The sequence below is a fragment of the Streptomyces sp. NPDC005263 genome, from assembly GCF_042872365.1.
Classification (GTDB): domain Bacteria; phylum Actinomycetota; class Actinomycetes; order Streptomycetales; family Streptomycetaceae; genus Streptomyces.
Map to the genome: position 1 here is coordinate 577831 of NZ_JBIAKJ010000007.1, position 23307 is coordinate 601137.

19 protein-coding genes are annotated in these 23307 nt (G+C 70.4%); 9 read left to right on the forward strand and 10 right to left on the reverse strand.

The genetic code is table 11. The features are described from left to right. Positions 1 to 129: 129 nt before the first annotated feature. Positions 130 to 2655: an ATP-dependent Clp protease ATP-binding subunit gene (locus tag ACFYRY_RS31075; protein ID WP_389152869.1), complete on the forward strand. Its 2526-nt coding sequence runs from the start codon at positions 130 to 132 to the stop codon at positions 2653 to 2655. Between the two features lie 82 nt (positions 2656 to 2737). On the opposite strand, the gene ACFYRY_RS31080 is transcribed toward ACFYRY_RS31075, so the two are convergent. Next, positions 2738 to 3382 (reverse strand): HAD family acid phosphatase, encoded by a 645-nt coding sequence (locus ACFYRY_RS31080; RefSeq protein WP_389152872.1) that lies wholly within the window; start codon positions 3380 to 3382, stop codon positions 2738 to 2740. A 511-nt stretch (positions 3383 to 3893) separates the two neighbouring features. Here ACFYRY_RS31080 and ACFYRY_RS31085 point away from each other — a divergent pair. Beyond that, a complete protein-coding gene (locus ACFYRY_RS31085; protein WP_389152875.1) occupies positions 3894 to 4598 on the forward strand; it encodes a M23 family metallopeptidase in 705 nt (234 codons plus the stop codon). A gap of 52 nt (positions 4599 to 4650) precedes the next feature. Here the strand turns inward: ACFYRY_RS31085 and ACFYRY_RS31090 are convergent, their stop codons facing one another. Further along, positions 4651 to 5238 carry a TetR/AcrR family transcriptional regulator gene (locus ACFYRY_RS31090; RefSeq protein WP_389152878.1) on the reverse strand — a complete coding sequence of 196 codons (588 nt, stop codon included), beginning with the start codon at positions 5236 to 5238 and terminating at the stop codon, positions 4651 to 4653. 123 nt (positions 5239 to 5361) lie between these two features. On the opposite strand from ACFYRY_RS31090, the gene ACFYRY_RS31095 reads away from it, so the two are divergent. Continuing rightward, positions 5362 to 6945, forward strand: a complete 1584-nt coding sequence (locus ACFYRY_RS31095; RefSeq protein WP_389152881.1) for an MDR family MFS transporter — start codon at positions 5362 to 5364, stop codon at positions 6943 to 6945. Between the two features lie 123 nt (positions 6946 to 7068). Here the strand turns inward: ACFYRY_RS31095 and cseC are convergent, their stop codons facing one another. From cseC to ACFYRY_RS31120, 5 genes are all read right to left on the reverse strand, one after another. Beyond that, positions 7069 to 8415, reverse strand: a complete 1347-nt coding sequence (gene cseC / locus ACFYRY_RS31100) for a two-component system sensor histidine kinase CseC (RefSeq protein WP_389152884.1) — start codon at positions 8413 to 8415, stop codon at positions 7069 to 7071. Positions 8416 to 8423: 8 nt separating this feature from the next. Beyond that, the gene (gene cseB / locus ACFYRY_RS31105) at positions 8424 to 9128 is read right to left on the reverse strand and encodes a two-component system response regulator CseB (RefSeq protein ID WP_389152887.1); all 705 of its coding nucleotides are present in this window, start codon (positions 9126 to 9128) and stop codon (positions 8424 to 8426) included. Positions 9129 to 9272: 144 nt separating this feature from the next. Beyond that, a complete protein-coding gene (locus ACFYRY_RS31110; protein WP_389152890.1) occupies positions 9273 to 9893 on the reverse strand; it encodes a hypothetical protein in 621 nt (206 codons plus the stop codon). Between the two features lie 83 nt (positions 9894 to 9976). Then, positions 9977 to 10516, reverse strand: coding sequence for a SigE family RNA polymerase sigma factor (locus tag ACFYRY_RS31115; protein WP_356765413.1), 540 nt, complete (start codon positions 10514 to 10516; stop codon positions 9977 to 9979). 222 nt (positions 10517 to 10738) lie between these two features. Beyond that, a complete protein-coding gene (locus ACFYRY_RS31120) occupies positions 10739 to 11674 on the reverse strand; it encodes an A/G-specific adenine glycosylase (RefSeq protein ID WP_389152893.1) in 936 nt (311 codons plus the stop codon). Between the two features lie 335 nt (positions 11675 to 12009). Between ACFYRY_RS31120 and ACFYRY_RS31125 the strand changes: the two genes are divergently transcribed. Next, entirely contained in the window at positions 12010 to 12867 is an 858-nt protein-coding gene (locus tag ACFYRY_RS31125) for a hypothetical protein (RefSeq protein WP_389152896.1), read from the forward strand. A 29-nt stretch (positions 12868 to 12896) separates the two neighbouring features. Here ACFYRY_RS31125 and disA read toward each other — a convergent pair whose 3' ends face one another. Both disA and radA read right to left on the reverse strand, forming a co-directional pair. Then, complete coding sequence (gene disA, locus ACFYRY_RS31130) at positions 12897 to 14021, reverse strand: DNA integrity scanning diadenylate cyclase DisA (RefSeq protein WP_389152899.1); 1125 nt, start codon at positions 14019 to 14021, stop codon at positions 12897 to 12899. A gap of 81 nt (positions 14022 to 14102) precedes the next feature. Then, the gene (gene radA, locus ACFYRY_RS31135) at positions 14103 to 15512 is read right to left on the reverse strand and encodes a DNA repair protein RadA (RefSeq protein WP_389152902.1); all 1410 of its coding nucleotides are present in this window, start codon (positions 15510 to 15512) and stop codon (positions 14103 to 14105) included. A 228-nt stretch (positions 15513 to 15740) separates the two neighbouring features. On the opposite strand from radA, the gene ACFYRY_RS31140 reads away from it, so the two are divergent. After that, complete coding sequence (locus ACFYRY_RS31140; RefSeq protein WP_389152905.1) at positions 15741 to 17468, forward strand: hypothetical protein; 1728 nt, start codon at positions 15741 to 15743, stop codon at positions 17466 to 17468. Between the two features lie 190 nt (positions 17469 to 17658). On the opposite strand, the gene ACFYRY_RS31145 is transcribed toward ACFYRY_RS31140, so the two are convergent. Further along, positions 17659 to 18507, reverse strand: coding sequence for a hypothetical protein (locus tag ACFYRY_RS31145; protein ID WP_389152908.1), 849 nt, complete (start codon positions 18505 to 18507; stop codon positions 17659 to 17661). 188 nt (positions 18508 to 18695) lie between these two features. On the opposite strand from ACFYRY_RS31145, the gene ACFYRY_RS31150 reads away from it, so the two are divergent. The 4 genes from ACFYRY_RS31150 (at position 18696) to ilvD (ending at position 23234) form a co-directional block, all read left to right on the forward strand. Beyond that, entirely contained in the window at positions 18696 to 19628 is a 933-nt protein-coding gene (locus ACFYRY_RS31150) for a Ppx/GppA family phosphatase (RefSeq protein ID WP_389152911.1), read from the forward strand. A 149-nt stretch (positions 19629 to 19777) separates the two neighbouring features. Continuing rightward, positions 19778 to 20608, forward strand: a complete 831-nt coding sequence (locus ACFYRY_RS31155) for a sugar phosphate isomerase/epimerase family protein (protein WP_389152914.1) — start codon at positions 19778 to 19780, stop codon at positions 20606 to 20608. Further along, the gene (locus tag ACFYRY_RS31160) at positions 20605 to 21234 is read left to right on the forward strand and encodes a TetR family transcriptional regulator (RefSeq protein ID WP_389152917.1); all 630 of its coding nucleotides are present in this window, start codon (positions 20605 to 20607) and stop codon (positions 21232 to 21234) included. Before ACFYRY_RS31155 ends, ACFYRY_RS31160 begins: the two co-directional genes overlap by 4 nt. A gap of 146 nt (positions 21235 to 21380) precedes the next feature. Then, positions 21381 to 23234 carry a dihydroxy-acid dehydratase gene (ilvD, locus tag ACFYRY_RS31165; protein WP_389152920.1) on the forward strand — a complete coding sequence of 618 codons (1854 nt, stop codon included), beginning with the start codon at positions 21381 to 21383 and terminating at the stop codon, positions 23232 to 23234. The last annotated feature ends 73 nt before the right edge of the window (positions 23235 to 23307 follow it).

Sequence of the window (23307 nt, forward strand, 5' to 3'; positions counted from 1 at the left end):
TCGGGGTCAGGAGGCCATCGACGGTGTCGGCAGTTGGAATGAGCGGTCCCCGCTTGCGGGACTAAGCTGCGGAAGGACAGGGAGGGGAAGTTCCCCCCACTGCCTGACCGCTCTGAGGAGCGATTAACGATGTTCGAGAGGTTCACCGACCGCGCGCGGCGGGTTGTCGTCCTGGCTCAGGAAGAAGCCCGGATGCTCAACCACAACTACATCGGCACCGAGCACATCCTCCTGGGCCTGATCCATGAGGGTGAGGGTGTCGCCGCCAAGGCCCTTGAGAGCCTCGGGATTTCGCTCGAGGCGGTCCGCCAGCAGGTGGAGGAGATCATCGGCCAGGGCCAGCAGGCCCCGTCCGGGCACATCCCCTTCACCCCCCGTGCCAAGAAGGTCCTGGAGCTGTCGCTCCGCGAGGCCCTTCAGCTGGGCCACAACTACATCGGCACGGAGCACATCCTGCTCGGCCTGATCCGTGAGGGCGAGGGCGTAGCCGCCCAGGTCCTGGTCAAGCTGGGCGCTGATCTCAACCGGGTGCGGCAGCAGGTCATCCAGCTGCTCTCCGGTTACCAGGGCAAGGAGACCGCCACCGCCGGCGGGCCTGCCGAGGGCACCCCCTCGACGTCCCTGGTCCTCGACCAGTTCGGCCGGAACCTCACCCAGGCCGCTCGTGAGTCCAAGCTCGACCCGGTCATCGGGCGCGAGAAGGAGATCGAGCGGGTCATGCAGGTGCTGTCCCGCCGTACCAAGAACAACCCGGTCCTGATCGGTGAGCCCGGCGTCGGCAAGACCGCCGTCGTCGAGGGCCTCGCCCAGGCCATCGTCAAGGGCGAGGTGCCCGAGACCCTCAAGGACAAGCACCTCTACACCCTGGACCTCGGTGCGCTGGTCGCCGGCTCCCGCTACCGCGGTGACTTCGAGGAGCGCCTGAAGAAGGTCCTCAAGGAGATCCGCACCCGCGGCGACATCATCCTGTTCATCGACGAGCTGCACACGCTGGTCGGTGCGGGTGCCGCCGAGGGCGCCATCGACGCCGCTTCGATCCTGAAGCCGATGCTGGCCCGCGGTGAGCTGCAGACCATCGGTGCGACCACGCTGGACGAGTACCGCAAGCACCTGGAGAAGGACGCGGCCCTCGAGCGCCGCTTCCAGCCCATCCAGGTCGCGGAGCCGTCCCTGCCGCACACCATCGAGATCCTCAAGGGTCTGCGTGACCGGTACGAGGCGCACCACCGCGTCTCGATCACCGACGAGGCGCTGGTCCAGGCCGCCACCCTGGCCGACCGGTACATCTCGGACCGCTTCCTGCCGGACAAGGCGATCGACCTGATCGACGAGGCCGGTTCCCGGATGCGTATCCGCCGGATGACCGCGCCGCCGGACCTGCGCGAGTTCGACGAGAAGATCGCGGGCGTGCGCCGCGACAAGGAGTCCGCGATCGACTCGCAGGACTTCGAGAAGGCCGCCTCCCTCCGCGACAAGGAGAAGCAGCTCCTGGCCGCCAAGGCCAAGCGGGAGAAGGAATGGAAGGCCGGCGACATGGACGTCGTCGCCGAGGTCGACGGCGAGCTGATCGCCGAGGTCCTCGCGACCGCCACCGGCATTCCGGTCTTCAAGCTGACCGAGGAGGAGTCCTCGCGTCTGCTGCGCATGGAGGAAGAGCTCCACAAGCGGGTCATCGGCCAGGTCGACGCCGTCAAGGCGCTGTCGAAGGCGATCCGTCGTACGCGTGCGGGCCTCAAGGACCCGAAGCGTCCCGGTGGTTCGTTCATCTTCGCCGGCCCGTCCGGTGTCGGTAAGACCGAGCTGTCCAAGGCGCTCGCGGAGTTCCTCTTCGGTGACGAGGACGCGCTGATCTCCCTCGACATGTCGGAGTTCAGCGAGAAGCACACGGTGTCGCGTCTGTTCGGTTCGCCCCCCGGATACGTGGGCTACGAAGAGGGCGGCCAGCTGACCGAGAAGGTCCGCCGCAAGCCGTTCTCCGTCGTCCTGTTCGACGAGGTCGAGAAGGCCCACCCGGACATCTTCAACTCGCTGCTGCAGATCCTGGAGGACGGTCGCCTGACCGACTCCCAGGGCCGGGTCGTGGACTTCAAGAACACGGTCATCATCATGACGACCAACCTCGGCACCCGGGACATCTCCAAGGGCTTCAACCTGGGCTTCGCGGCCTCGGGGGACAAGAAGTCCAACTACGAGCGCATGAAGAACAAGGTGTCGGACGAGCTCAAGCAGCACTTCCGTCCCGAGTTCCTCAACCGCGTCGACGACGTGGTCGTCTTCCCGCAGCTGACGCAGGAGGACATCCTCAAGATCGTCGACCTGATGATCAGCAAGGTGGACGAGCGCCTGAAGGACCGGGACATGGGCCTCGAGCTCTCCCAGTCCGCCAAGGAGCTGCTGTCCAAGAAGGGTTACGACCCGGTGCTGGGCGCGCGGCCGCTGCGTCGCACCATCCAGCGCGAGGTCGAGGACACGCTCTCCGAGAAGATCCTCTTCGGTGAGCTGCGCCCCGGTCACATCGTGGTCGTGGACACCGAGGGCGAGGGCGAGACCCAGACCTTCACCTTCCGCGGTGAGGAGAAGTCGGCGCTGCCGGACGTCCCGCCGATCGAGCAGGCGGCCGGCGGAGCCGGACCGAACCTGAGCAAGGAGGCGTAAGCCTCCCGGCCGTCAGGCCGCGAAAGGGGCCGGTGCTTTCGAGCACCGGCCCCTTCCGCATGTCCGTCCGTGTCCGCGGACGTTACGACAACTGACCGTCGTAGTCAGGAAGTTTGTACGTCTTCTCGGCATGGCCGCCCGACAGGTCGGTGGCGCTGTTGCCGATGTTCGCGATGATCGTGTAGCCCTTGGACTCGATGGTGACGCGCTGGGCGGTCTTGTAGGCGGCGACGTCCTTGAAGAGGTCGCTGAAGCCGCGGACGTAGAGCCCGGACACCTGGTAGCCGACGTTCTTGAGGTTGTAGTCGGTCACACCGGAGATGATGCCCGGTCGGGCGGTGACGAAGAACAGCGAGACGCCGTGCTTCTGGGCGTAATCGGCGACGTTCAGCACCGGCTTGTTGGCGGGCTGCGGGTAGCTGAAGCCGAAGTCGGTCTCCAGCGTGGTGTTGTCCACGTCGAAGACGATCGCCTGCTTCTCGCCCGGCTTGGTGGCCGCGATGCGCTGCTTCAGATAGGGCAGCGCCTGGTCCATCACGCCCTGGCAGTCCTTCTGCCAGGTGGCGTAGTCGACGTCCTCGGCTGCGGCAGCCGAGGCGGCCCGGGGAGCCGGGGAGGTGCTGGTGGCCGTGGTGGCGGCCTCGGCGGGGACGGCAAGTGCCACGAGGGCGGCGGCGGAGACAGCGGTGACGGCGGTGCGGCGCGCCCAGGGGCGGCGTCTCGTCATGGGGGGTTCCTCTCACGTCCGGACGTTCTGCAGTTTTCGGATGCATGTTCGTGGGTGAGGGTGGCGCGAGAGGAACCGTAGAGTTACCGAGGGGTAAGTAGCCAGAGACGTGCGTCACATCGCGGGGGTTGACGTGTCTGACTGTCGATCAGGAACGGTGAGTTCCGGCCGGGCGGCGGAGTAGTCGCCGTCACATTCTGAAGTCCGCGGACCTCGCGGCCCGGTGACATGCCGCACAGGCGATTTGTCCGTTACTAACCGGAATAGTGATCAACCAGAAAGGGGCAAAAGGGACATTTATCTTCAAACTCATGGAGTTTCCGCCCTCCTGGGTCGATTTATCCCTGATGGCCGATCTGTCAAGAAGGCTTGATGTTTGGGGGTAAATACTAGATTCATTCGTAGATAGCTGGTTTGGGCGTATCTGGGGTCGGCGGTTACCAAGGGATGGCCCATTCGGCGGGGTGTTCGCGCCGGGTGGTCTTTCTGTCCCCGTCCCCATGAGGTTCTGATGTTCCAGCGCGTCTCGTCCCGTACTTCCCGTGTGTCCCTTCTCCGCGCCCGCGCGGCCGTGATCACCGTCGGCCTGGGAGCGTCGGTCGCGCTGGGGGCCGGAGTCGCGGCCGCCGCCGACGCCCCGTCGGCCGCCCCGGCCGCCGGCGTCGTCCAGGCGCAGTCCGTCGTGCAGGCCAAGGCCGCCAAGGTCACCGTCGTCGAGCAGGCGAAGGCGCAGGCCGCAGCGAAGAAGGCCGCAGCGAAGAAGGTCGCCGCCAAGAAGGCCGCCGCGAAGAAGAAGGTCTCCTGGATCGACCCGGTGCGGAAGTACACCCTGACCGCGAGCTTCAACCAGGCCGGCAGTATGTGGCACGCCAAGCACAGCGGGCAGGACTTCGCCGTGCCGAGCGGTACGCCGGTCATGGCCGCGCACGGCGGCACCGTCGTCAAGGCGGGCGGCAACGGCGCCGGCGACGGCCCCGCGTACGGCAACGCCATCGTCATCAAGCACGGCAGCGGGACGTACTCCCAGTACGCCCACCTGTCCCGGATCGACGTGCGGGTCGGCCAGATAGTCAAGACCGGTCAGCACATCGCCCTGTCCGGCAACACCGGCAACACCACCGGCCCGCACCTGCACTTCGAGATCCGTACGACGCCCAACTACGGCTCGGCCATCGACCCGGTCAAGTTCCTGCGCGCCGAGGGCGTCCACGTCTGAGACCGCTGCGGGATCCGGCCCGGATCACTTCGGTCCGGGCCGCGACGGACCCTCAGGAGCCCTTGTGTGCCTGGGTCACCAGGTCCGTGGCCACGTCCAGGACCGCCTGGCGCTTCTCCTCGGGGGTGGCGTCCAGGTCCTGGAGCAGGAACATCCCCGCGTGCAAGGTGAACAGCGCGCTGACGCAGCGGACCTGGTCGGCCAGGTCCGCCTCCGGGTCGACGATGATCTCGCGCAGGCCGTGCATCCGGTCCTTGAAGGTCTCGCCGACCCGCAGCTCACGTACCGTCGCCTGGTTCTCCTGCATGAAGCGGAACAGTGGTGTCGCGCCGGCCAGGACCTCGCTGTAGCGCCGTACGATCTCCTGCTTCGTCTCCAGGGTGTGCGGCTGCCGCCTGCCCCAGTCGATCAGGTCGAGGATGGGTTGCGTGAGGTCCTCGAAGATGCTGACGAGGATCTCTTCCTTGGTCTTGAAGTGGTAGTACAGGGCCGCCTTGGTGACGTCGAGGGCCTCCGCGATCTCGCGCAGTGAGGTCTTCTCGTACCCCTGCTCGGCGAAGAGCCCGAGTGCCACGTCCTGGATGCGCTGGCGGGTGTCGCCGCGGCGCTGTTGCTTGGTGCCGTCCATGGTGCCGCCCATCGTCGCACTCCCGAAAAACTTACTTGACGCCCGGCTAGTTACGGGTCTACCTTCCCAGTGTAGTCAACTAGCCGGTCGGCAAGTAAGTAGCCAGCGGGTGCAGGACCCAGGGGAGTGGAAACGATGGCGGACACACAGACGGTCGAGACGGAACCGGAGAAACAACCCAGGAGCGTGCGCGTCGTGCTCCTCGCGCTCATGATCACCATGATGCTCGCGATGCTCGACAACATGATCGTGGGCACGGCGATGCCGACGATCGTCGGCGAGCTCGGCGGTCTCGAGCACCTTTCGTGGGTGGTGACCGGGTACACCCTGGCGACCGCCGCCTCCACCCCCCTGTGGGGCAAGATCGGCGACATGTACGGGCGCAAGGGCGTCTTCATGAGCTCGATCGTGCTGTTCCTGATCGGCTCGGCACTGAGCGGCATGGCCCAGGACATGGGGCAGCTGATCGGCTTCCGCGCGATCCAGGGCCTGGGCGCCGGTGGTCTGATGGTCGGCGTCATGGCGATCATCGGTGACCTGATACCGCCCCGTGAGCGCGGCAAGTACCAGGGCATGATGGCGGGCGTCATGGCGCTCGCGATGATCGGCGGGCCGCTGGTCGGCGGCACCATCACCGACAACTGGGGCTGGCGCTGGTCCTTCTACATCAACCTGCCGCTCGGTGTGGTGGCGCTGGCCGCGATCAGCGCGGTCCTGCATCTGCCGAAGAAGCGGGCGCAGGCGCGGATCGACTATCTCGGCGCCGCTCTGCTGACCCTCGGCATCACCTCCATCGTGCTCGTCACCACCTGGGGCGGTTCGGAGTACGCCTGGACGTCCGCGCGGATCATGGAACTGATCGGCATCGGTGTCGCCTCGCTGATCGGCTTCGTGTTCTGGCAGACCAAGGCCGCGGAGCCGGTCGTGCCGCTGCACATCTTCCGCAGCCGTAACTTCACCCTGATGTCGATCATCGGCTTCGTCACCGGCTTCGTGATGTTCGGCGCGACCCTCTTCCTGCCGCTGTACCAGCAGTCGGTCCAGGGCGCGTCCGCGACCAACTCCGGGCTGCTGCTCCTGCCGATGCTCGGCGCCATGCTGGTGACCTCGATGGTCGCGGGACGGGTGACCACCAACACCGGCAAGTACAAGATCTTCCCGGTCGTCGGCAGCGTGCTGATGGTCGTCGGGCTGTATCTGCTCTCCACGATGGACACCGGCACCACCCGGTTCACCTCCGGCGTGTTCATGGCCGTCGTCGGTCTCGGCATGGGCTGCCTGATGCAGATCACCATGCTGGTCGCGCAGAACAGCGTCGAGATGAAGGACATGGGCGTCGCGTCCTCCTCGACCACCCTGTTCCGTACGCTCGGCTCCTCCTTCGGTGTCGCGATCATGGGCGCGCTGTTCAACAACCGGGTCACCGAGGTCATGTCCGAGCGGGCCGGGGCGCTGGGCTCCAAGGTGACCGAGCAGTCCGCGCAGCTCGACGCGGCGAGCCTGAAGAAGCTGCCGGCGCTGGCCCGGGAGGCGTACCAGCACGCGGTCTCGGCCGGCACGCACTCGGCGTTCCTGCTCGGATCGATCGTCGCCGTGGTCGCGCTGCTGGCGGCCGTGTTCGTCAAGGAGGTTCCGCTGAAGGGGGCGGGGCCGCAGAAGGCGGACGACGGTTCGAAGGACGGCGCGGCGGTGAATCCGCCGGTCGTCGAGGCGGTCTGAGCTCCCGAGCGAGCTCTCGACAAGCCGAAGGCCCCCGGATGGTGTCCGCCCCGGGGGCCTTCGTCATGTGGTCCTCACCGACCCGGCGCGGCGAGCACCTCAGCCGCCGAGCCGCCGGAGAGACTACGGCAGCATCGGATAGCTCCCCGTGCTGGTCGGCGCGTGTTCCGGCAGCCACAGCACCGCCACCGCCCCCTCCGCCGGGACGTCCTCGGGCGCGCCCGCCGGGCGTACGTTGCGGAAGGTCAGCCGGGCCCCCAGCACCCTGGCCTGCCCGGCCGCGATGGTCAGGCCCAGCCCGTGGCCGCGGCCGGAGCGGTCGGCGCTGCCCGTGCGGAAGCGGCTCGGTCCCTCGGCGAGCAGGTGCTCGGGGAACCCGGGGCCGTGGTCGCGGACCCGGATCACCCGGCCCTCGACGGTGACCTCGATCGGCGGCCTGCCGTGCCGGGCCGCGTTGGTCAGCAGGTTGAACAGCACGCGCTCCAGGCGGCGCGGGTCGGTGGTCACCTCCGACTCGTGCACCACCCGCACCTCGATCGCGGGGTCCTTCGCCACCACCCGCCGGCGGATGAACTCGCCCAGCAGGATGTCCTGCAGCTCGGCCCGTTCGGAGGCGCCGTCGAGACGGGCGACCTCCAGGACGTCCTCGACGAGGGTGCGCATGGCCTTCGCCCGGTCGAGCACCAGCTCCGTCGGGCGGCCCGGGGGCAGCAGTTCGGCGGCGGTCAGCAGTCCGGTCACCGGGGTGCGCAGTTCGTGCGCGATGTCGGCGGTGACCCGCCGCTCCGCCTCCAGCCGCTGCTGCAACGCGTCGGCCATGGCGTCCACCGCCCTCGCGAGGTCGTCGGTCTCGTCCCGTACGACCCCGCCGATGGCGTCCCGCACCCGCACGTCCGCGTCACCGTTGGCGACCTGGTTCGCCGCGGCCGCGGCCTTGCGCAGCCGGCGCGAGAGCTGCCCGCCGATGAGCACGCCGAGCGCGCTGCCGCCGAAGACGACCGCGATGGAGCCGATCACCAGGGCCTGGTCGAGGTCCTTGAGGATGTCGGTGCTGCGGTCGGTGAACCCGGTGTGCAGGGACAGCACATGCCCGCCCTTGACGGGTACCGCCGCCCAGATGTCCGGCACACCGCCCGGCCGGTCCGACACATAGGTCGCCCGGCGCCCCTGCTCGACCTTCGAGCGCAGGGCCCGGGGCAGATCCGGGTCGTCGATCTTGATGCTGGGGAAGTTCGGCCGGTCGGACAGTTCGTAGTTGCGCTGCGCGATCTGGACGCGCTCGTCGGCCAGGTCACGCGCGTTGTCCAGCATCGACACCCGCGCCGCGTTGTGCACGACGAGGCTCAGCGCGAGCGCCACCAGCGCACCGACCAGCGCGATGGCCGCGCTCAGCTTCCAGCGCAGGCCCGTACGCAGGCCCAGTCCGTCCATGACGGCTGCGCCCGGGCGCCGAAGGTTCCTCCCCCGCATACCTCTGCTCAGGCCTTCAACTTGTAGCCGAAACCGCGGACCGTCTCGATCCGGTCCTGGCCGATCTTCGTGCGCAGCCGCTGCACATGGACGTCCACGACCCGCGTGTCACCGCCCCAGCCGTAGTCCCACACCCGCTCCAGGAGCTTGTCGCGCGAGAGCACCGTGCCCGGCGCCGAGGAGAACTCCAGCAGCAGCCGCATCTCGGTCGGCGTCAGCGCCACCGGCCGCCCGGCCCGGCGCACCTCCATGCCCTCGGTGTCGACCTCCAGATCACCGAAGGCCAGCAGACCACCGTCGGCCAGCGCCCCGGCCCCGTCCGTGCGGTCGCCACCGCCGGCGTGTCCGAAGCGGCGCAGCACGGCACGGATCCGGGCGACCAGGACAGCACCGTCGAACGGCTTGGTGACATAGTCGTCGGCGCCCGCCTCCAGCCCCAGGACGACGTCGATCGAGTCGGCGCGCGCCGACAGCATGATCACCGGGACGGTCGACTCGTCCCGGATACGGCGGCACAGGCTCACCCCGTCGAGCCCGGGCACCATGACGTCCAGCAGGGCGATGTCGGGATGGCCCGCGCGGAACGCGTCGAGGCCCGACAACCCGTCGGGCATGGCGGTGACCGCGAAACCGTTGCGCTCCAGGGCGAGCTGGGTGGCCTCGCGGATGACGTCGTCGTCCTCGACGAACAGAACGTGGGTCTGGTCTGCCATCCGTTGCTCTCTGTTCTCGGTCCTCGTGTCGTGCCGTCACCCGGTGATCGGATCGGCGGGCCCGATCGGTTCACGACGTCACGGACCCATCTTCAGGGTCCGGCGTCAAGAACTTGTCAGCCGGGGTGGGCCGGATCAGCCGAGTCAGTCGGCCGGCACCGGTGTGGTGGCGTCCTCGGCTGTCTTCCCGTAGTCGTTGCGTGAGCTGTACGTCTGGACGAAACGGGTTCCGCGCCAGTCGTAGGTGTTCACGATCTCGCCGGACGGAGCCGACACCGGGTCGCCCTTCTCGTACACCTGCTTGGTCACCACCAGATCACCGCGGTCGATCTCCGCGTAGACCGGCGGCTCCTCGGCCTTGAAGACGTTCCGGTACGAACCGCCCTGCTCGCGATACACATACGAGCCGATCCCGACCGCGTCTCCGCAGGTCAGCACGTTGACGACGATGTCGTCCGCAGACCCCCCGGTCAGGTCGCCGTACGACACGTCCACCGGGTACTGGTCGGCCACGCACGGCTTCAGCTCGCGCTTGACCTCCGCGGAGACCGCCGGATCGGCCTTGACGAGCCGGACGGCGTTGACGCGGTCGGCCGTCCGCGAAGGGGAGGGTGAGGGCGACGCGGAGACCTTGGCCCCCGCCATCGAGTCGGCGTGCGCCGGGCCCTCGTCGCGTGCGCCGGTGCCGCCGGTGCCGCACGCGGACACGAAAAGGGCGAGGGCGGCGAGCACGGCCGCCGCCGTGATCGCCGCCTGGAAGGTCACCCGGGCGGGTGTGGGCCCCGGCGGGCGAGGGTCGCTGTCATCAGGGCCCCCGCCCGTGCGCCCGCTGCCGCCGGCCCTGGTGTCTAGGCCGCGCAACGCTCCCGCTCCTCACGCTCCAGCGCGCGTGCGTCCAGATCGCGGCTCTCCAGCTCCTCGCGGAGCCGGGCGAGCGCCCGGTGCAGCGTGCTCTTGACGGTTCCGGCCGACATGCCGAGGGCGGCGGCCGTCTCCTCCGTGGACATCTGCTCCCAGTGTCGCAGGACGACGACGCTGCGCTGCTTGGGGGCGAGGACCTTCATGACATCCATCAGCAGGGCACGGTCCGCGTGCTGCTCGGTGGCGTCGTCGACCGAGGCGTCCGGGAGCTGCTCGGTCGGCACCTCCTCCAGCTTCCGTGCCCGCCACCACTCGGTCCGGGTGTTGATCATCACCCGGCGCAGGTAGGCGTCCGCGAGCCGCTTGTCCGCGATCCCGTCCCAGCGGCCGTACGTCCGCACCAGCGCCGTCTGGAGCAGGTCCTGCGCGTCGACGGGGTCCGGGACCAGCCGGCGTGCGCTGCGCAGCAGCGCGTCCTGCCGGGTGCGGACGTACTCCTCGAAACCGAGCACCTCGCCCTGCGCCATGTCGACCGCCTCCTGATCCCCGTGTCCGCCGGCTTGCACACCGTCGGTCTGTCCTCCGTCGTCCCCGGTCCGCCGGGTACGCAGATGAAGCTACGGAGGTGTTGTCACGGGGCTGTGCGAAGCAGCGCTCGGCTAGCACTCGGCTGTCCGTCGGTTGTGTAACAGAAGTAGGGACGGGGTAAGGCGACACGCTGATTGGCGCTGGTATAGGGCGATTTGGCGTCAGCTTCGTGTCAACGGGAGCCGATACAAACCACCCAGGAGAGGTTCCACCAGACCGTCCGCGACCAGACCGTCCAGTGCCCGCGCGCGCTGCACCGGCTCGTGCCACACCCGGTCCAGGGCCGGCTGCGGTACGGGGCCGCGCGCCTCGCGCAGTACGGCGAGCAGCCGGCCGCGCACCTGCCGGTCCGTACCGGCGTACGTCTGGCCCCGGCGCGGCGGGCCCTCGTGCTCCGGCTTGCCCGCGAGCCGCCAGGCGCACTGCGCGGCGATCGGGCAGCGGTGGCAGTTCTCGTTCTTGGCGGTGCAGACGAGTGCGCCCAGCTCCATGGACGCGGCCGCCCACCGCGCGGCCGTCCGCTCCTCCTCGGGCAACAGCGAGCGGGCCAGCTTGCGTTCGGCGGCGGTGGTGGCGTTCGGCGGGTACCGCACCCCGGTCACGGCCCGGGCGAAGACCCGGCGGACGTTGGTGTCCAGGACCGCGTGCCGCTGCCCGTACGCGAAGGAGGCGACGGCGGCGGCCGTGTACTCGCCGATCCCGGGCAGCGCCAGCAACTGGGCGTGGTCCTTCGGTACGTCACCACCGTGCCGTTCCGTTATGGCGACGGCGGCGCCGTGCAGCCGCAGCGCGCGGCGCGGGTAGCCGAGCCGGCCCCAGGCGCGCACGGCCTCGCCCGGCGCGTCCGCGGCCAGGTCGGCGGGGCGCGGCCAGCGGGCCAGCCACTGCTCGTAGACGGGCAGGACGCGGTTCACCGGCGTCTGCTGCAACATGAACTCGCTCACCATCACCCCCCACGGGCCGGCCTCGGGGCGCCGCCACGGCAGATCGCGGGCGTGCTCGTCGAACCAGTCGATGACGGGGGCGTGGAGCGGCTCGCCGGGGGCGTCGCCGACGGGGCTGTTGACGGGGCGCGGGGACTTCGTGGGCACAGTCATGGCATTCCGATCCTGCCATGACGAAGGGCACGTACGTGTGTTCCCGGGCGTGCGCTGGTGTGTTCCGTGGTCGGGAGAGCAGCAGGAGAGGCGTCCGCAGGCCTGCCGGGGAGTGGCCCCCTCGGTGGGCGCGCGTGTCGGGGTTCGCGCCCTCGAAGTCCGCGGTCACGGACCGTCATGTAACGGGCGAAGTCGTCACCGTTCGCGATCGTCATGTGCCGCGTCCGGCGAAGGACGGAACGGGACGGCTCGTTCCGGCATGATGATCCGGAAAAGTTGTGATCCGGCGGCGGGTGGCGCCAGCTCACGCGTCGATCTCTCGTACAGTTTGCGCCGTGGGATCTCTGCGCAATCCGGTCGGGCCGCTTCCCTCCTCCATCTACTGGCGACGGAGGGTCGTACTGGTGTCCGTGCTGGCCCTGTTGACGCTGGTGGTCGCCTGGATCGCCATGTCCGGCGGCTCAGGCGGCAAGAACGGTGCCGACGGGCCCAGCGACAAGAATCCCTCACCCTCGACGATCACTCCGGGGCCGACGGGTTCCGGGCCCGCGATCAGTCAAGCGCCGGGCGGGCGTGAGGAGTCGAGCGGCGGGGGCTCGGGAGGCTCGGGGTCCGGCGGCGGTTCGGGCGACAGCTCCGGTTCGGACGCCGGGGCCGGTTCGGGTGGCGTCGGCGGGTCCGGCGGGTCCGGCGGGTCCGGCGGGTCGGAGGGTGCGGGCGGTGGAACGGCCGCCGGCGGCTCGGGCGGCGGGGTCACCGCCGGTGACACCCTCCCGGTGAGTTCCACGCTTCCCAACTGCACCGCGGGTGCCATGAAGTTGACCGTGCGCAGCCTCCACAACACGTACGGCCCCGGTTCCACTCCGGCCCTGCTGCTCACCGCGACGAACTCCTCGGGCGGTGACTGCAAGGTCGATCTCGGCCCGAAGAACACGGTGTTGACGATCACCCAGGCGGGCGGCGACGACGACTACTGGTCCTCCGCGGACTGCGTCAAGACCTCCGGGAGCCTGGTGTTCCGGGTGCCGGCCGACAGCAGCATCACCTACACGGTGAAGTGGAACCGCAAGCCCAGCGCCCCGAAGTGCGCGACGCCGCCGGCAGGGTCCGCCGGGGCCGGGACGTACCTGGTGGAGGCCAAGGCGCCCGGCTTCGGGACCGCGCAGACGTCGTTCGTACTGCAGAACGACTGAGGCGCCTTGGGGAGAACGAGCGCTAAGGCCTAGACGTAGCGCTCCAGGATCGACGACTCCGCCAGCCGGGAGAGCCCCTCCCGCACGCTTCGCGCCCGTGCCTCGCCGACACCGTCGACGGCCTGCAGGTCGTCCACGCTCGCGGCCAGCAGCTTCTGCAGGCCGCCGAAGTGCTCCACCAGCCGGTCGATGATCGCGCCCGGCAGCCTGGGCACCTTGGCGAGCAGCCTGAAGCCCCGCGGGGACACCGCCGAGTCGAGCGCCTCCGGTGAGCCGGTGTAGCCCAACGCCCGTGCCACCGTGGGCAGTTCGAGAAGCTCGGCGTGGGTGAGCGCGTCCAGCTCGTACAGCGCCTCCTCCACCGTGCGGGAGCGCTTCGCGGTGGGCTCGGGGACGTAGTCCCGCACGACCAGCTCACGCTCGGGCTCCACACCCGCGATCAACTCGTCCAGCTGCAGCGCCAGCAGCCGCCCGTCGGTGCCGAGCTCCACCACATACTCGGCGATCTCGGTGGCGATCCGGCGGACCATCTCCAGGCGCTGAGCCACGGCCGAGACGTCCCGGACGGTCACCAGGTCCTCGATCTCCAGCGCGGACAGCGTGCCCGCGACCTCGTCGAGGCGGAGCTTGTAGCGCTCCAGGGTCGCCAGTGCCTGGTTGGCGCGGGACAGGATCGCCGCCGAGTCCTCCAGGACCCGGCGCTGACCGTGGACGTACAGGGCGATCAGCCGCATCGACTGGGAGACCGAGACGACCGGGAAGCCGACCTGCTTGCTCACCCGGTCCGCGGTGCGGTGCCGTGTGCCCGTCTCCTCGGTGGGGATCGTCGGGTCGGGGAGCAGTTGGACGCCCGCCCGGAGGATCTTCGACAGGTCGGAGGACAACACGATGCCGCCGTCGAGCTTGCACAGCTCTCGCAGTCGCGTCGCCGTGAACTCGACATCCAGGACGAAACCGCCCGTACACATCGATTCGACCGTCTTGTCGGAGCCGAGCAGGATGAGGCCGCCGGTGTTGCCGCGCAGGACCCGCTCGAGGCCGTCACGCAGGGATGTTCCGGGAGCCACGGCGCTCAGTGAGGCACGCATCATGCCATCGGCACCGGAACTCCCGCCGGATTTTCCGGGAGCTGCTGCCCGGTCGTTGGCTGCCACTGCACTCCTCCGGTCGCAGGTTCTGGGGCGCTCCCCTTTCGCACAAGCGGTTCGTACGGACGGGCGAGACCAGGGCAAAGTCTACCGGCGGTCCTCGTCGTCCCGTGGGGCCTCTCGCCTACGCGAGCGGGGAAGGACTCTCAGAGCGTCTCCTATGTCGGCGACTTCCAACACCTTCATGCCCGCCGGGACCTTGCCCGGATCGCCCGGTACGAGCGCGTGCGTGAAGCCCAGACGGTGTGCTTCGGCGAGCCGGCGCTGCACCCCCGTGACCCTTCTGACCTCGCCCGCCAGGCCCACCTCGCCGATCGCGACGAGGTTCTTCGGGAGCGGGGTGTCGCTGGCCGCCGAGGCCAGCGCGAGCGCGACGGCGAGGTCGGCGGCGGGTTCCGACAACTTCACACCGCCCACCGTCGCGGAGTAGATGTCCCTTTTGCCCAGGGCGCTGATTTTTCCGCGTTGTTCCAGGACGGCCAGCATCATCGACACCCGGGAGGTCTCCAGACCGGACGTCGTGCGCCTGGGGGAGGGGATCTGCGAGTCGACGGTGAGCGCCTGGACCTCGGCGACCAGGGGGCGGCGGCCCTCCAGGGTGACGGTGAGGCAGGTGCCGGGCACCGGTTCGGCGCGCCGGGTCAGGAACAGGCCGCTGGGGTCGGCGAGGCCGGTGATGCCCTCGTCGTGCAGCTCGAAGCAGCCGACCTCGTCCGTGGCGCCGTAGCGGTTCTTGACGCCTCGTACGAGACGCAGGCGGGCGTGCCGGTCGCCCTCGAAGCTCAGCACGACGTCCACGAGGTGCTCCAGGAGGCGGGGCCCGGCGATGGCCCCGTCCTTGGTGACGTGACCCACCAGGAGGGTCGCCATCCCGCGCTCCTTGGAGGCCCGGATCAGCGCCCCCGCCACCTCCCGCACCTGTGCCATGCCGCCGGGCGCCCCGTCGATCTCCGGGGAGGCCACCGTCTGCACCGAGTCGACGATCAGCAGGGATGGCTTCACCGCGTCCAAATGGCCCAGCACGGCGGACAGGTCGGTCTCGGCGGCGAGATACAGGTGGTCGTCGATCGCCCCGATCCGGTCGGCGCGCATCCTGACCTGGCTCGCCGACTCCTCGCCGGTCACATAGAGGGTGCGGTGCTCGTCGCTCGCCGACTTGGCCGCCACGTCCAGGAGCAGCGTGGACTTGCCGACGCCGGGCTCGCCCGCGAGCAGCACCACGGCGCCGGGGACCAGGCCGCCGCCGAGCACCCGGTCCAGTTCGGGCACGCCGGTGGCGCGGGCGGTCGCCTGCCGGCCGTCGACCTGGCCGATGGGCAGGGCGGAGGTGGTGACGCGGCCCGGTGTCGTCGTCCGCACGGCGGGCGCGCCGTACTCCTCGACCGTCCCCCAGGCCTGGCACTCGGGGCAGCGGCCGAGCCACTTGGCCGTCTGCCAGCCGCACTCGGTGCAGCGGTAGGACGGGCGCTCCTTGGTGGACTTCGTACGGGCAGCCATGCACGAACCGTAACCGGCACCACTGACAGCGCGGACGGGACCCGGACGACGTGCCGTGGACCGCCCGCTCCCACCGCACCGGCACCCCGCGCGATCCGGCCACTCCCTTCGAGAACAAGCCACGGAAGGAGTCGTTCCTGTCCCCTATTGAGGGATCGTTTCACCCGTATGGATTAAAAGAACTCAAGGGACAAGAAGGGGCGAACCCGCGCCGCCTACGGTCCACGGGTGATGAGCAGCAGTCCGGAGACCTCGACCCGCATCACCGGCGCGCACCGGGCGCACCGGGAGGCACGCGACCGCGCGGCGGCGCGCACGCTGGCGCACTGGCCGCTCGCCCGCTACGAGCCGTACCTGGACGGCCTGTTCACCTACTGCCTGTCCGTGCTGTGCGACCACGACGCCGCGACCGCCGCCCTGCGCGACGCCCTCGCGCTCGCCGAGAAGCGCCGTGGCCCGGAGGCCGACGGGGACCGCCGGGCCTGGCTGTACGCGCTGGCCCGCTGGACCTGTCTGCGCAAGCTGACCGAGGCCAAGCAGAAACGTCAGAGCACGCACGCGGCGGGCCGCTCCGGCACCGACCGGCGTCGCGGCGCGCAGCCCGACACCCCGCCGGTCTCCGACGACCTCCAGGAGGAGCGCAGGCGCGAACTGGCCCTGCTCGCCTGGCCGGAGGCCGCCGGTACCACCCCGGAGCAGCGCGAGGCGCTCGAACTCGCCGTGCGCCACCACCTCTCCGCCCATGAACTCGCCGCCGTCCTCGGGCTGGACCCCGCCGCCGCCCGCGAACTGCTCGCCTGTGCCGCCTGCGAGGTCGAGCGCACCCGCGCGGCCCTGGCCGTCGTGGAGACCGGCGGCTGTCCGAGCGTCGCCCGGCTCATCGGCGACAAGGAGATGGTGCTCAGCACGGCCCTGCGCCGCGAACTCGTCCGGCACGTCGACGACTGCCCGCACTGCCGCCGCACCGCCGAGCGCAGCGCCCCCGGCCGTTGGCCCGGCGCCGTCGTCACCCCCGCCGAACTGCCGGTTCTGGCGGCGCCCCGCGCGGCCCTGAGCGAGCCGATGGCGCACCGTCCCCGTGTGCGGCGCGGCGCGCCCCGCTTCAACCGGCGCGGCTTCCCGATGGACCCCAAGGACCGCGCCGCGCGCCGGGACCGGCTGCGTGCGCGTGCCGTCACCACGACCGTGGTCGCCACCGTCGTCGCCGCCCCCGTACTGGCCCTGTGGGCCGCCTACCGGGGCACCACCCCGACCGGCGACGGCCCGGGCGCCCACTCCGCGAGCGCCAGCGAGGCGCACGGACCCGGCACCCTCGACGGCGAGCACGCCGGCGGCTACAAGAACGCCGGCAACGCCAGCGCCAGACGCGGTGGCCACTTCGCCAAGGACGCCAAGTCCGACGTCTCCGTGGAGGTCATCAGCGTCGCCGGCGCGGGCCGGAAGGGCGCCGGACACCTGGACGTGGCGGCCGGCAACAGCGGCGACACCACCCTGGTCACCCTCACGGCGACCGGCTCAGCGCCCGTGCGCTGGTCCGCGACCACCCCGGCGGCCTGGCTCTACCTAAGCCGGTCCTCGGGGACGCTCGAACCGGGCGAATCGTTGACGATCAAGGTGTACGTCGACCATCTGCGCGAGCCGTCCGGGCACTGGATCGCACGGGTGGCGATCTCACCGGTCGGCGCCCTCGTCTCCATCGAGGGCTACGGCACCGCACCCGGCCCCGCCGCCCCCGAGCCGGCGGACCCCGGCCACGGCCACCACGGCCCCGGCACCGCCACCCAGCCCCCGTCCGACCCCGACCCCACGCCCCCGCCCACCGTCGACCCCACCCCCGCCGACCCGCCCCCGCCCTCCACCCCGGAGCCGCACCCGACCGACCCGGCCCCACCCGACCCGGTGGACTCGACACCAGCACCCAGCGAGGGCGGCGACCCGAGCCCGTTCACGTCGTAGGTCCGAGAGGACAGACACGGCCCGGGGTCGTTGCGGGGCTGCAAATCCCGCGAGCCCCGCAAACCCAGCGGGAGCCGCGAACCGGCGGGAGCCCCACCCCCGGAAGCCGCAAACCCCGAAGGACCCGCGACACCCCATGACCGCCCCGCCGAGACCCGTGTCCGCCGGCCAGCCCCGCTGCCCGCCCCCCTCAGCCGACAGGATCCGCCGGATGCGGTGCCAGCAGCGGCAGCTGCGAGGCCAGGCGCTCCTCGCACAGCTCGACCAGTTGGTCGTAGCCCGCCTTGCCCATCAGCTCGATCAGCTCCGGCCGATAGGACACGTACACCGGATCGCCCGCGCCGTGCGCCGAGGTCGCCGACGTGCACCACCAGTGCAGGTCGTGGCCGCCCGGACCCCAGCCGCGCCGGTCGTACTCACCGATCGACACCTGCAGCACCCGCGTGTCGTCGGGCCGGTCGATCCACTCGTACGTCCGCCGCACCGGCAGCTGCCAGCAGACGTCCGGCTTGGTCTCCAGCGGCTCGCGGCCCTCCTTCAGCGCGAGGATGTGCAGCGAGCAGCCCGCGCCGCCCGCGAAACCGGGCCGGTTCTGGAAGATGCACGAGCCCTGGAAAGGCCGGGTCTGCCGGTCGCCGTCCTCGTCCTCCGACACCCAGCCGTGCGCCACGCCCTCGTCGTGGTTCTGCCAGATGTCCGGAGTGAGCCTGGCCACATGCCCGGCGACGCGTTTCTCGTCGTCCTCGTCGGAGAAGTGAGCACCCAGGGTGCAGCACCCGTCGTCCGCGCGGCCCGCCTGGATTCCCTGGCAGCCGCTGCCGAAGATGCAGTTCCAGCGAGAGGTCAGCCATGTCAGATCGCACCGGAAGACCTGCTCTTCGTCCGCCGGATCAGGAAACTCCACCCACGCGCGCGCGAAGTCGAGGCCCTTCTCGTCGGCTTCCAGGGCCTTCCTCGACTTCTTCGGTGCTTTCGCCTGCGAAGAACCCTGGAGCGTTTTGGCCGTCTTGTCGTTCTTCGCCTTTTTCGTCTTTGGCACCCGTCCAGGGTAAGTCGCCCATGGCCGGTTCAGAGCCAGCCGTCGGCGCGGCTTCCGGCGCGGCTTCCGGCACGGCATCCGGAAAGGCGTCGAGGACGAAGAGGTGGACGGAGAAGCGGACGGGGAACTGGACGGAGAAGACGGCACCGGAGGCAGCTCACGGCTTCGCTGGCAGTAGCGTTCCGTACATGAGACTCGGTGTCCTCGACGTGGGATCGAACACGGTGCATCTGCTGGTGGTGGACGCGCACCCAGGGGCGTGCCCGCTGCCCGCACATTCGCACAAGGCGGAGCTGCGCCTGGCCCAACTGCTCGACCCGGACGGAGCCATAGGCCCCGAGGGCGTCGACAAACTGGTCGGGGTCATCAAGGAGGCGCTCCAGGCCGCCGAGGACAAGGGCGTGGAGGACCTGCTGCCGTTCGCGACCTCAGCCGTGCGCGAGGCCACCAACGCGGACGACGTCCTCGCACGTGTACAGGCCGAGACCGGCGTCGACCTCCAGGTCCTGGCCGGTGCCGAGGAGGCCCGGCTCACCTTCCTGGCCGCCCGCCGCTGGTTCGGCTGGTCGGCCGGAAAACTGCTGGTCCTGGACATCGGCGGCGGTTCCCTCGAGGTCGCGTACGGCATCGACGAGGAACCGGACGCCGCGGTGTCGCTGCCGCTCGGCGCGGGCCGCCTCACCGCGGGCTGGATCCCCGACGACCCCCCGGACCAGGAGGCGATCAGGGCCCTGCGGCGCCATGTCCGCGCCCAGATCGCCCGTACGGTCGGCGAGTTCACCCGCTTCGGCACCCCCGACCACGTGGTCGCCACGTCGAAGACCTTCAAGCAGCTCGCCCGCCTCGCCGGCGCGGCCCGCTCCGCCGACGGCCTCTACGTCCAGCGTGAACTCAAGCGGGAGTCCCTGGAGGCCTGGGTGCCACGGCTGGCCGGCATGACCACCGCCCAGCGCGCCGAACTCCCCGGCGTCTCGGTGGGCCGCGCCAACCAGCTCCTCGCGGGTGCCCTGGTGGCGGAGGGCGCGATGGACCTGTTGGGTGTGGACAGCGTGGAGATATGCCCATGGGCTCTGCGGGAGGGCGTGATCCTGCGGCGACTTGACCACATGGGTTCGCTGTAGCGCTCTGAAGAGGGGCGGAGCCGTGCCGAGGTGCGGCTCCACCGGGTGGGCGCGAGCCACCACAAAGCGCCCACCCCCGTCCGTGGCGAACACCACAACGGCGAACAGGCCCCCCGCACCCACCCGACCGCACCCCTTAGGCTGGCCCGGTGGCTGAACCAAGGGACGTAGTCCGTATCCCGGATGCGAAGGTCGCCCTGTCGACGGCCTCCGTCTATCCGGAGTCGACGGCGACGGCCTTCGAGATCGCCGCGCGCCTCGGCTACGACGGCGTCGAGGTCATGGTGTGGACCGACCCCGTCAGCCAGGACATCCAGGCGCTGCGCAGACTCAGCGACTATCACGGCGTCCCGATCCTCGCGGTGCACGCGCCCTGCCTGCTCATCACGCAGCGCGTGTGGTCCACCGACCCCTGGGTCAAGCTCCAGCGCGCCCGCGCCGCCGCCGAGAAGCTCGGCGCGAGCACGGTCGTCGTGCACCCGCCGTTCCGCTGGCAGCGCCAGTACGCCCGCGACTTCGTCACCGGGATCTGGCGGATGGCGAACGAGACGGACGTACGGTTCGCCGTCGAGAACATGTACCCCTGGCGCTACCGCGACCGCGAGATGCTCGCCTACGCGCCCGACTGGGACGTGACGAAGGACGACTACCGGCACTTCACGATCGACCTGAGCCACACCTCGACGGCCCGCGCGGACGCGATCGAGATGGTCGACCGCATGGCCGACCGCCTCGGCCACGTCCACCTCGCCGACGGCAGGGGTTCGGCGAAGGACGAGCACCTGGTCCCCGGCCGCGGCACCCAGCCCTGCGCCGAGCTGCTGGAACGTCTCGCCCTGACCGGCTTCGACGGCCATGTCGTCATCGAGGTCAACACCCGCCGCGCCATGTCCGGCGCCGAACGCGAGGCCGACCTCGCCGAGGCGCTGGCCTTCGCACGGCTGCACCTGGCCTCGGCCGTGCGGGTGCCCCGACGATGACCGGCGAAGGCGCCCGGGCGACGGGCGGGGCCACCGCACGCAGGAGGGGCCGCCCCCCTCGTACGGAGTCGGCGGACACCCGCGACCGCATCCTGACCGCGGCCCGTGCGGAGTTCTCCGAGCGGGGCTACGACAAGGCGTCGGTGCGGGGGATCGCCAAGGCCGCCGGCGTCGACGCGGCCCTGGTCCACCACTACTTCGGCACCAAGGAGCAGGTCTTCGAGGCGGCGATCACGGTCGCCTTCGCGCCCGCGCTGAACGCTCCGGACGCGCTCGCCGACGGCCCGCTCGACGGGGTCGGCGAGCGTCTGACCCGTTTCCTCCTGGGCGTCTGGGAGAACCCGACCACCCGTACACCGCTGCTGGCGATCGTCCGCTCGGCGGTCAACAACGAGACCGCGGCCGCCGTCTTCCGCCGCCTGGTCGTCTCCCAGCTGCTGCGTCGCGTCGCCGCCCAGCTGGACCTGCCCGACGCCGAGCTGCGTGCCGAGCTGGCCGCGGCCCAGCTGGTCGGCATGGCGATACTGCGGTACGTGATCAAGGTGGAGCCGCTGGCGTCGGCGGACGTGGAGCAGATCGTCGCCCGGGTGGCACCGGTGGTGCAGGGGCATCTGACCGGCGACTGATCGCGCGCCTCACGAACCGGCGGCCCGCCCCGACGATCTCACCGGTCCCGAGACAGGCATCCCGCATTCCGGACACCCCGTCCCGACCCCTGGATGACCGGCGTACGCTCATTAGCAGCCATACCTGTCTGAAGGAGCGAGCGACGATGCCCGAGCTGAGGTCCCGCACAGTCACCCACGGCCGCAACATGGCGGGCGCACGCGCCCTTATGCGCGCCTCCGGTGTGCCCGGTGCGGACATCGGCCGCAAGCCGATCATCGCGGTCGCCAACAGCTTCACCGAGTTCGTGCCGGGCCACACCCACCTGCAGCCGGTCGGCCGGATCGTCAGCGAGGCGATCGTCGAGGCCGGCGGCATCCCGCGCGAGTTCAACACGATCGCGGTGGACGACGGCATCGCGATGGGCCACGGCGGCATGCTGTACTCCCTGCCCTCCCGCGACCTCATCGCGGACTCGGTCGAGTACATGGTCGAGGCCCACTGCGCCGACGCCCTGGTCTGCATCTCCAACTGCGACAAGATCACCCCGGGCATGCTGAACGCGGCCCTGCGCCTGAACATCCCGACGGTCTTCGTCTCCGGCGGCCCGATGGAGTCCGGCCGCGCCACCCTGGTCGACGGCACGGTCCGCACGCTCGACCTGGTCGACGCGATCTCCGACGCCGTGAACGACAAGATCTCGGACGAGGACATCCTCCGTATCGAGGAGAACGCCTGTCCGACCTGCGGCAGCTGTTCCGGCATGTTCACCGCCAACTCGATGAACTGCCTCACCGAGGCCATCGGCCTCTCCCTCCCCGGCAACGGCTCGGTCCTGGCCACGCACACCGCGCGCAAGCAGCTCTACGTCGACGCGGCCCGCACGGTCATGGACATCACCCGCCGGTACTACGAGCAGGACGACGACACCGTCCTCCCGCGTTCGATCGCGACCACCGCCGCCTTCGAGAACGCGATGGCCCTGGACATCGCCATGGGCGGTTCGACGAACACGATCCTGCACCTGCTGGCGGCGGCCCAGGAGGCAGGCGTCCCGTTCGGCCTGGACGAGATCAACGAGGTCTCGCGCCGCGTGCCCTGCCTCGCGAAGGTCGCCCCGAACGTGGCCAAGGACCGCACGTACTACATGGAGGACGTGCACCGGGCCGGCGGCATCCCCGCGCTCCTCGGCGAGCTGCACCGCGCCGGCCTGCTCAACGAGGACGTGCACTCGGTGCACAGCCCGTCCCTGGCGGACTGGCTGAAGACCTGGGACGTCCGCGCGGGCTCGCCGTCCCCCGAGGCCCTGGAACTGTGGCACGCGGCGCCCGGCTGCGTGCGCTCCGCCGAGGCCTTCTCCCAGTCCGAGCGCTGGGAGGCCCTGGACCAGGACGCCGAGGGCGGCTGCATCCGCTCCGCCGAGCACGCCTACTCCAAGGACGGCGGCCTGGCGGTCCTCAAGGGCAACCTGGCGGTCGACGGCTGCGTGGTGAAGACGGCCGGCGTCGACGAGTCGATCTGGACCTTCGAGGGCCCCGCGGTCGTCTGCGAGTCGCAGGAGCAGGCCGTCGAGAAGATCCTGCTGAAGGAGATCAAGGAGGGCGACGTCGTCGTCATCCGCTACGAGGGCCCCAAGGGCGGCCCCGGCATGCAGGAGATGCTCTACCCGACCTCGTACCTGAAGGGCCGCGGCCTCGGCAAGGCCTGCGCCCTGGTCACCGACGGCCGCTTCTCCGGCGGCACCTCCGGCCTGTCCATCGGCCACGCGTCCCCGGAGGCGGCCTCGGGCGGCACCATCGCCCTGGTCGAGGACGGCGACCGGATCCGCATCGACATCCCCAACCGCAGCATCGAACTGCTGGTGGACCAGGCCGAACTGGCCCGCCGCGAGCAGGCCCTGGGCGGCGTCTACGCCCCGAAGAACCGTGAGCGCAAGGTCTCGGCGGCCCTGCGCGCGTACGCGGCCATGGCCACCAGCGCCGACAAGGGCGCCGTACGGGACGTCAGCAAGCTGGGCTGAGCGTCCCGCTTGTGATGCTGCCGGGCCGCCTTCGGATTCTTCCGGGGGCGGCCCCGCTGCGTCTGCTACCAGG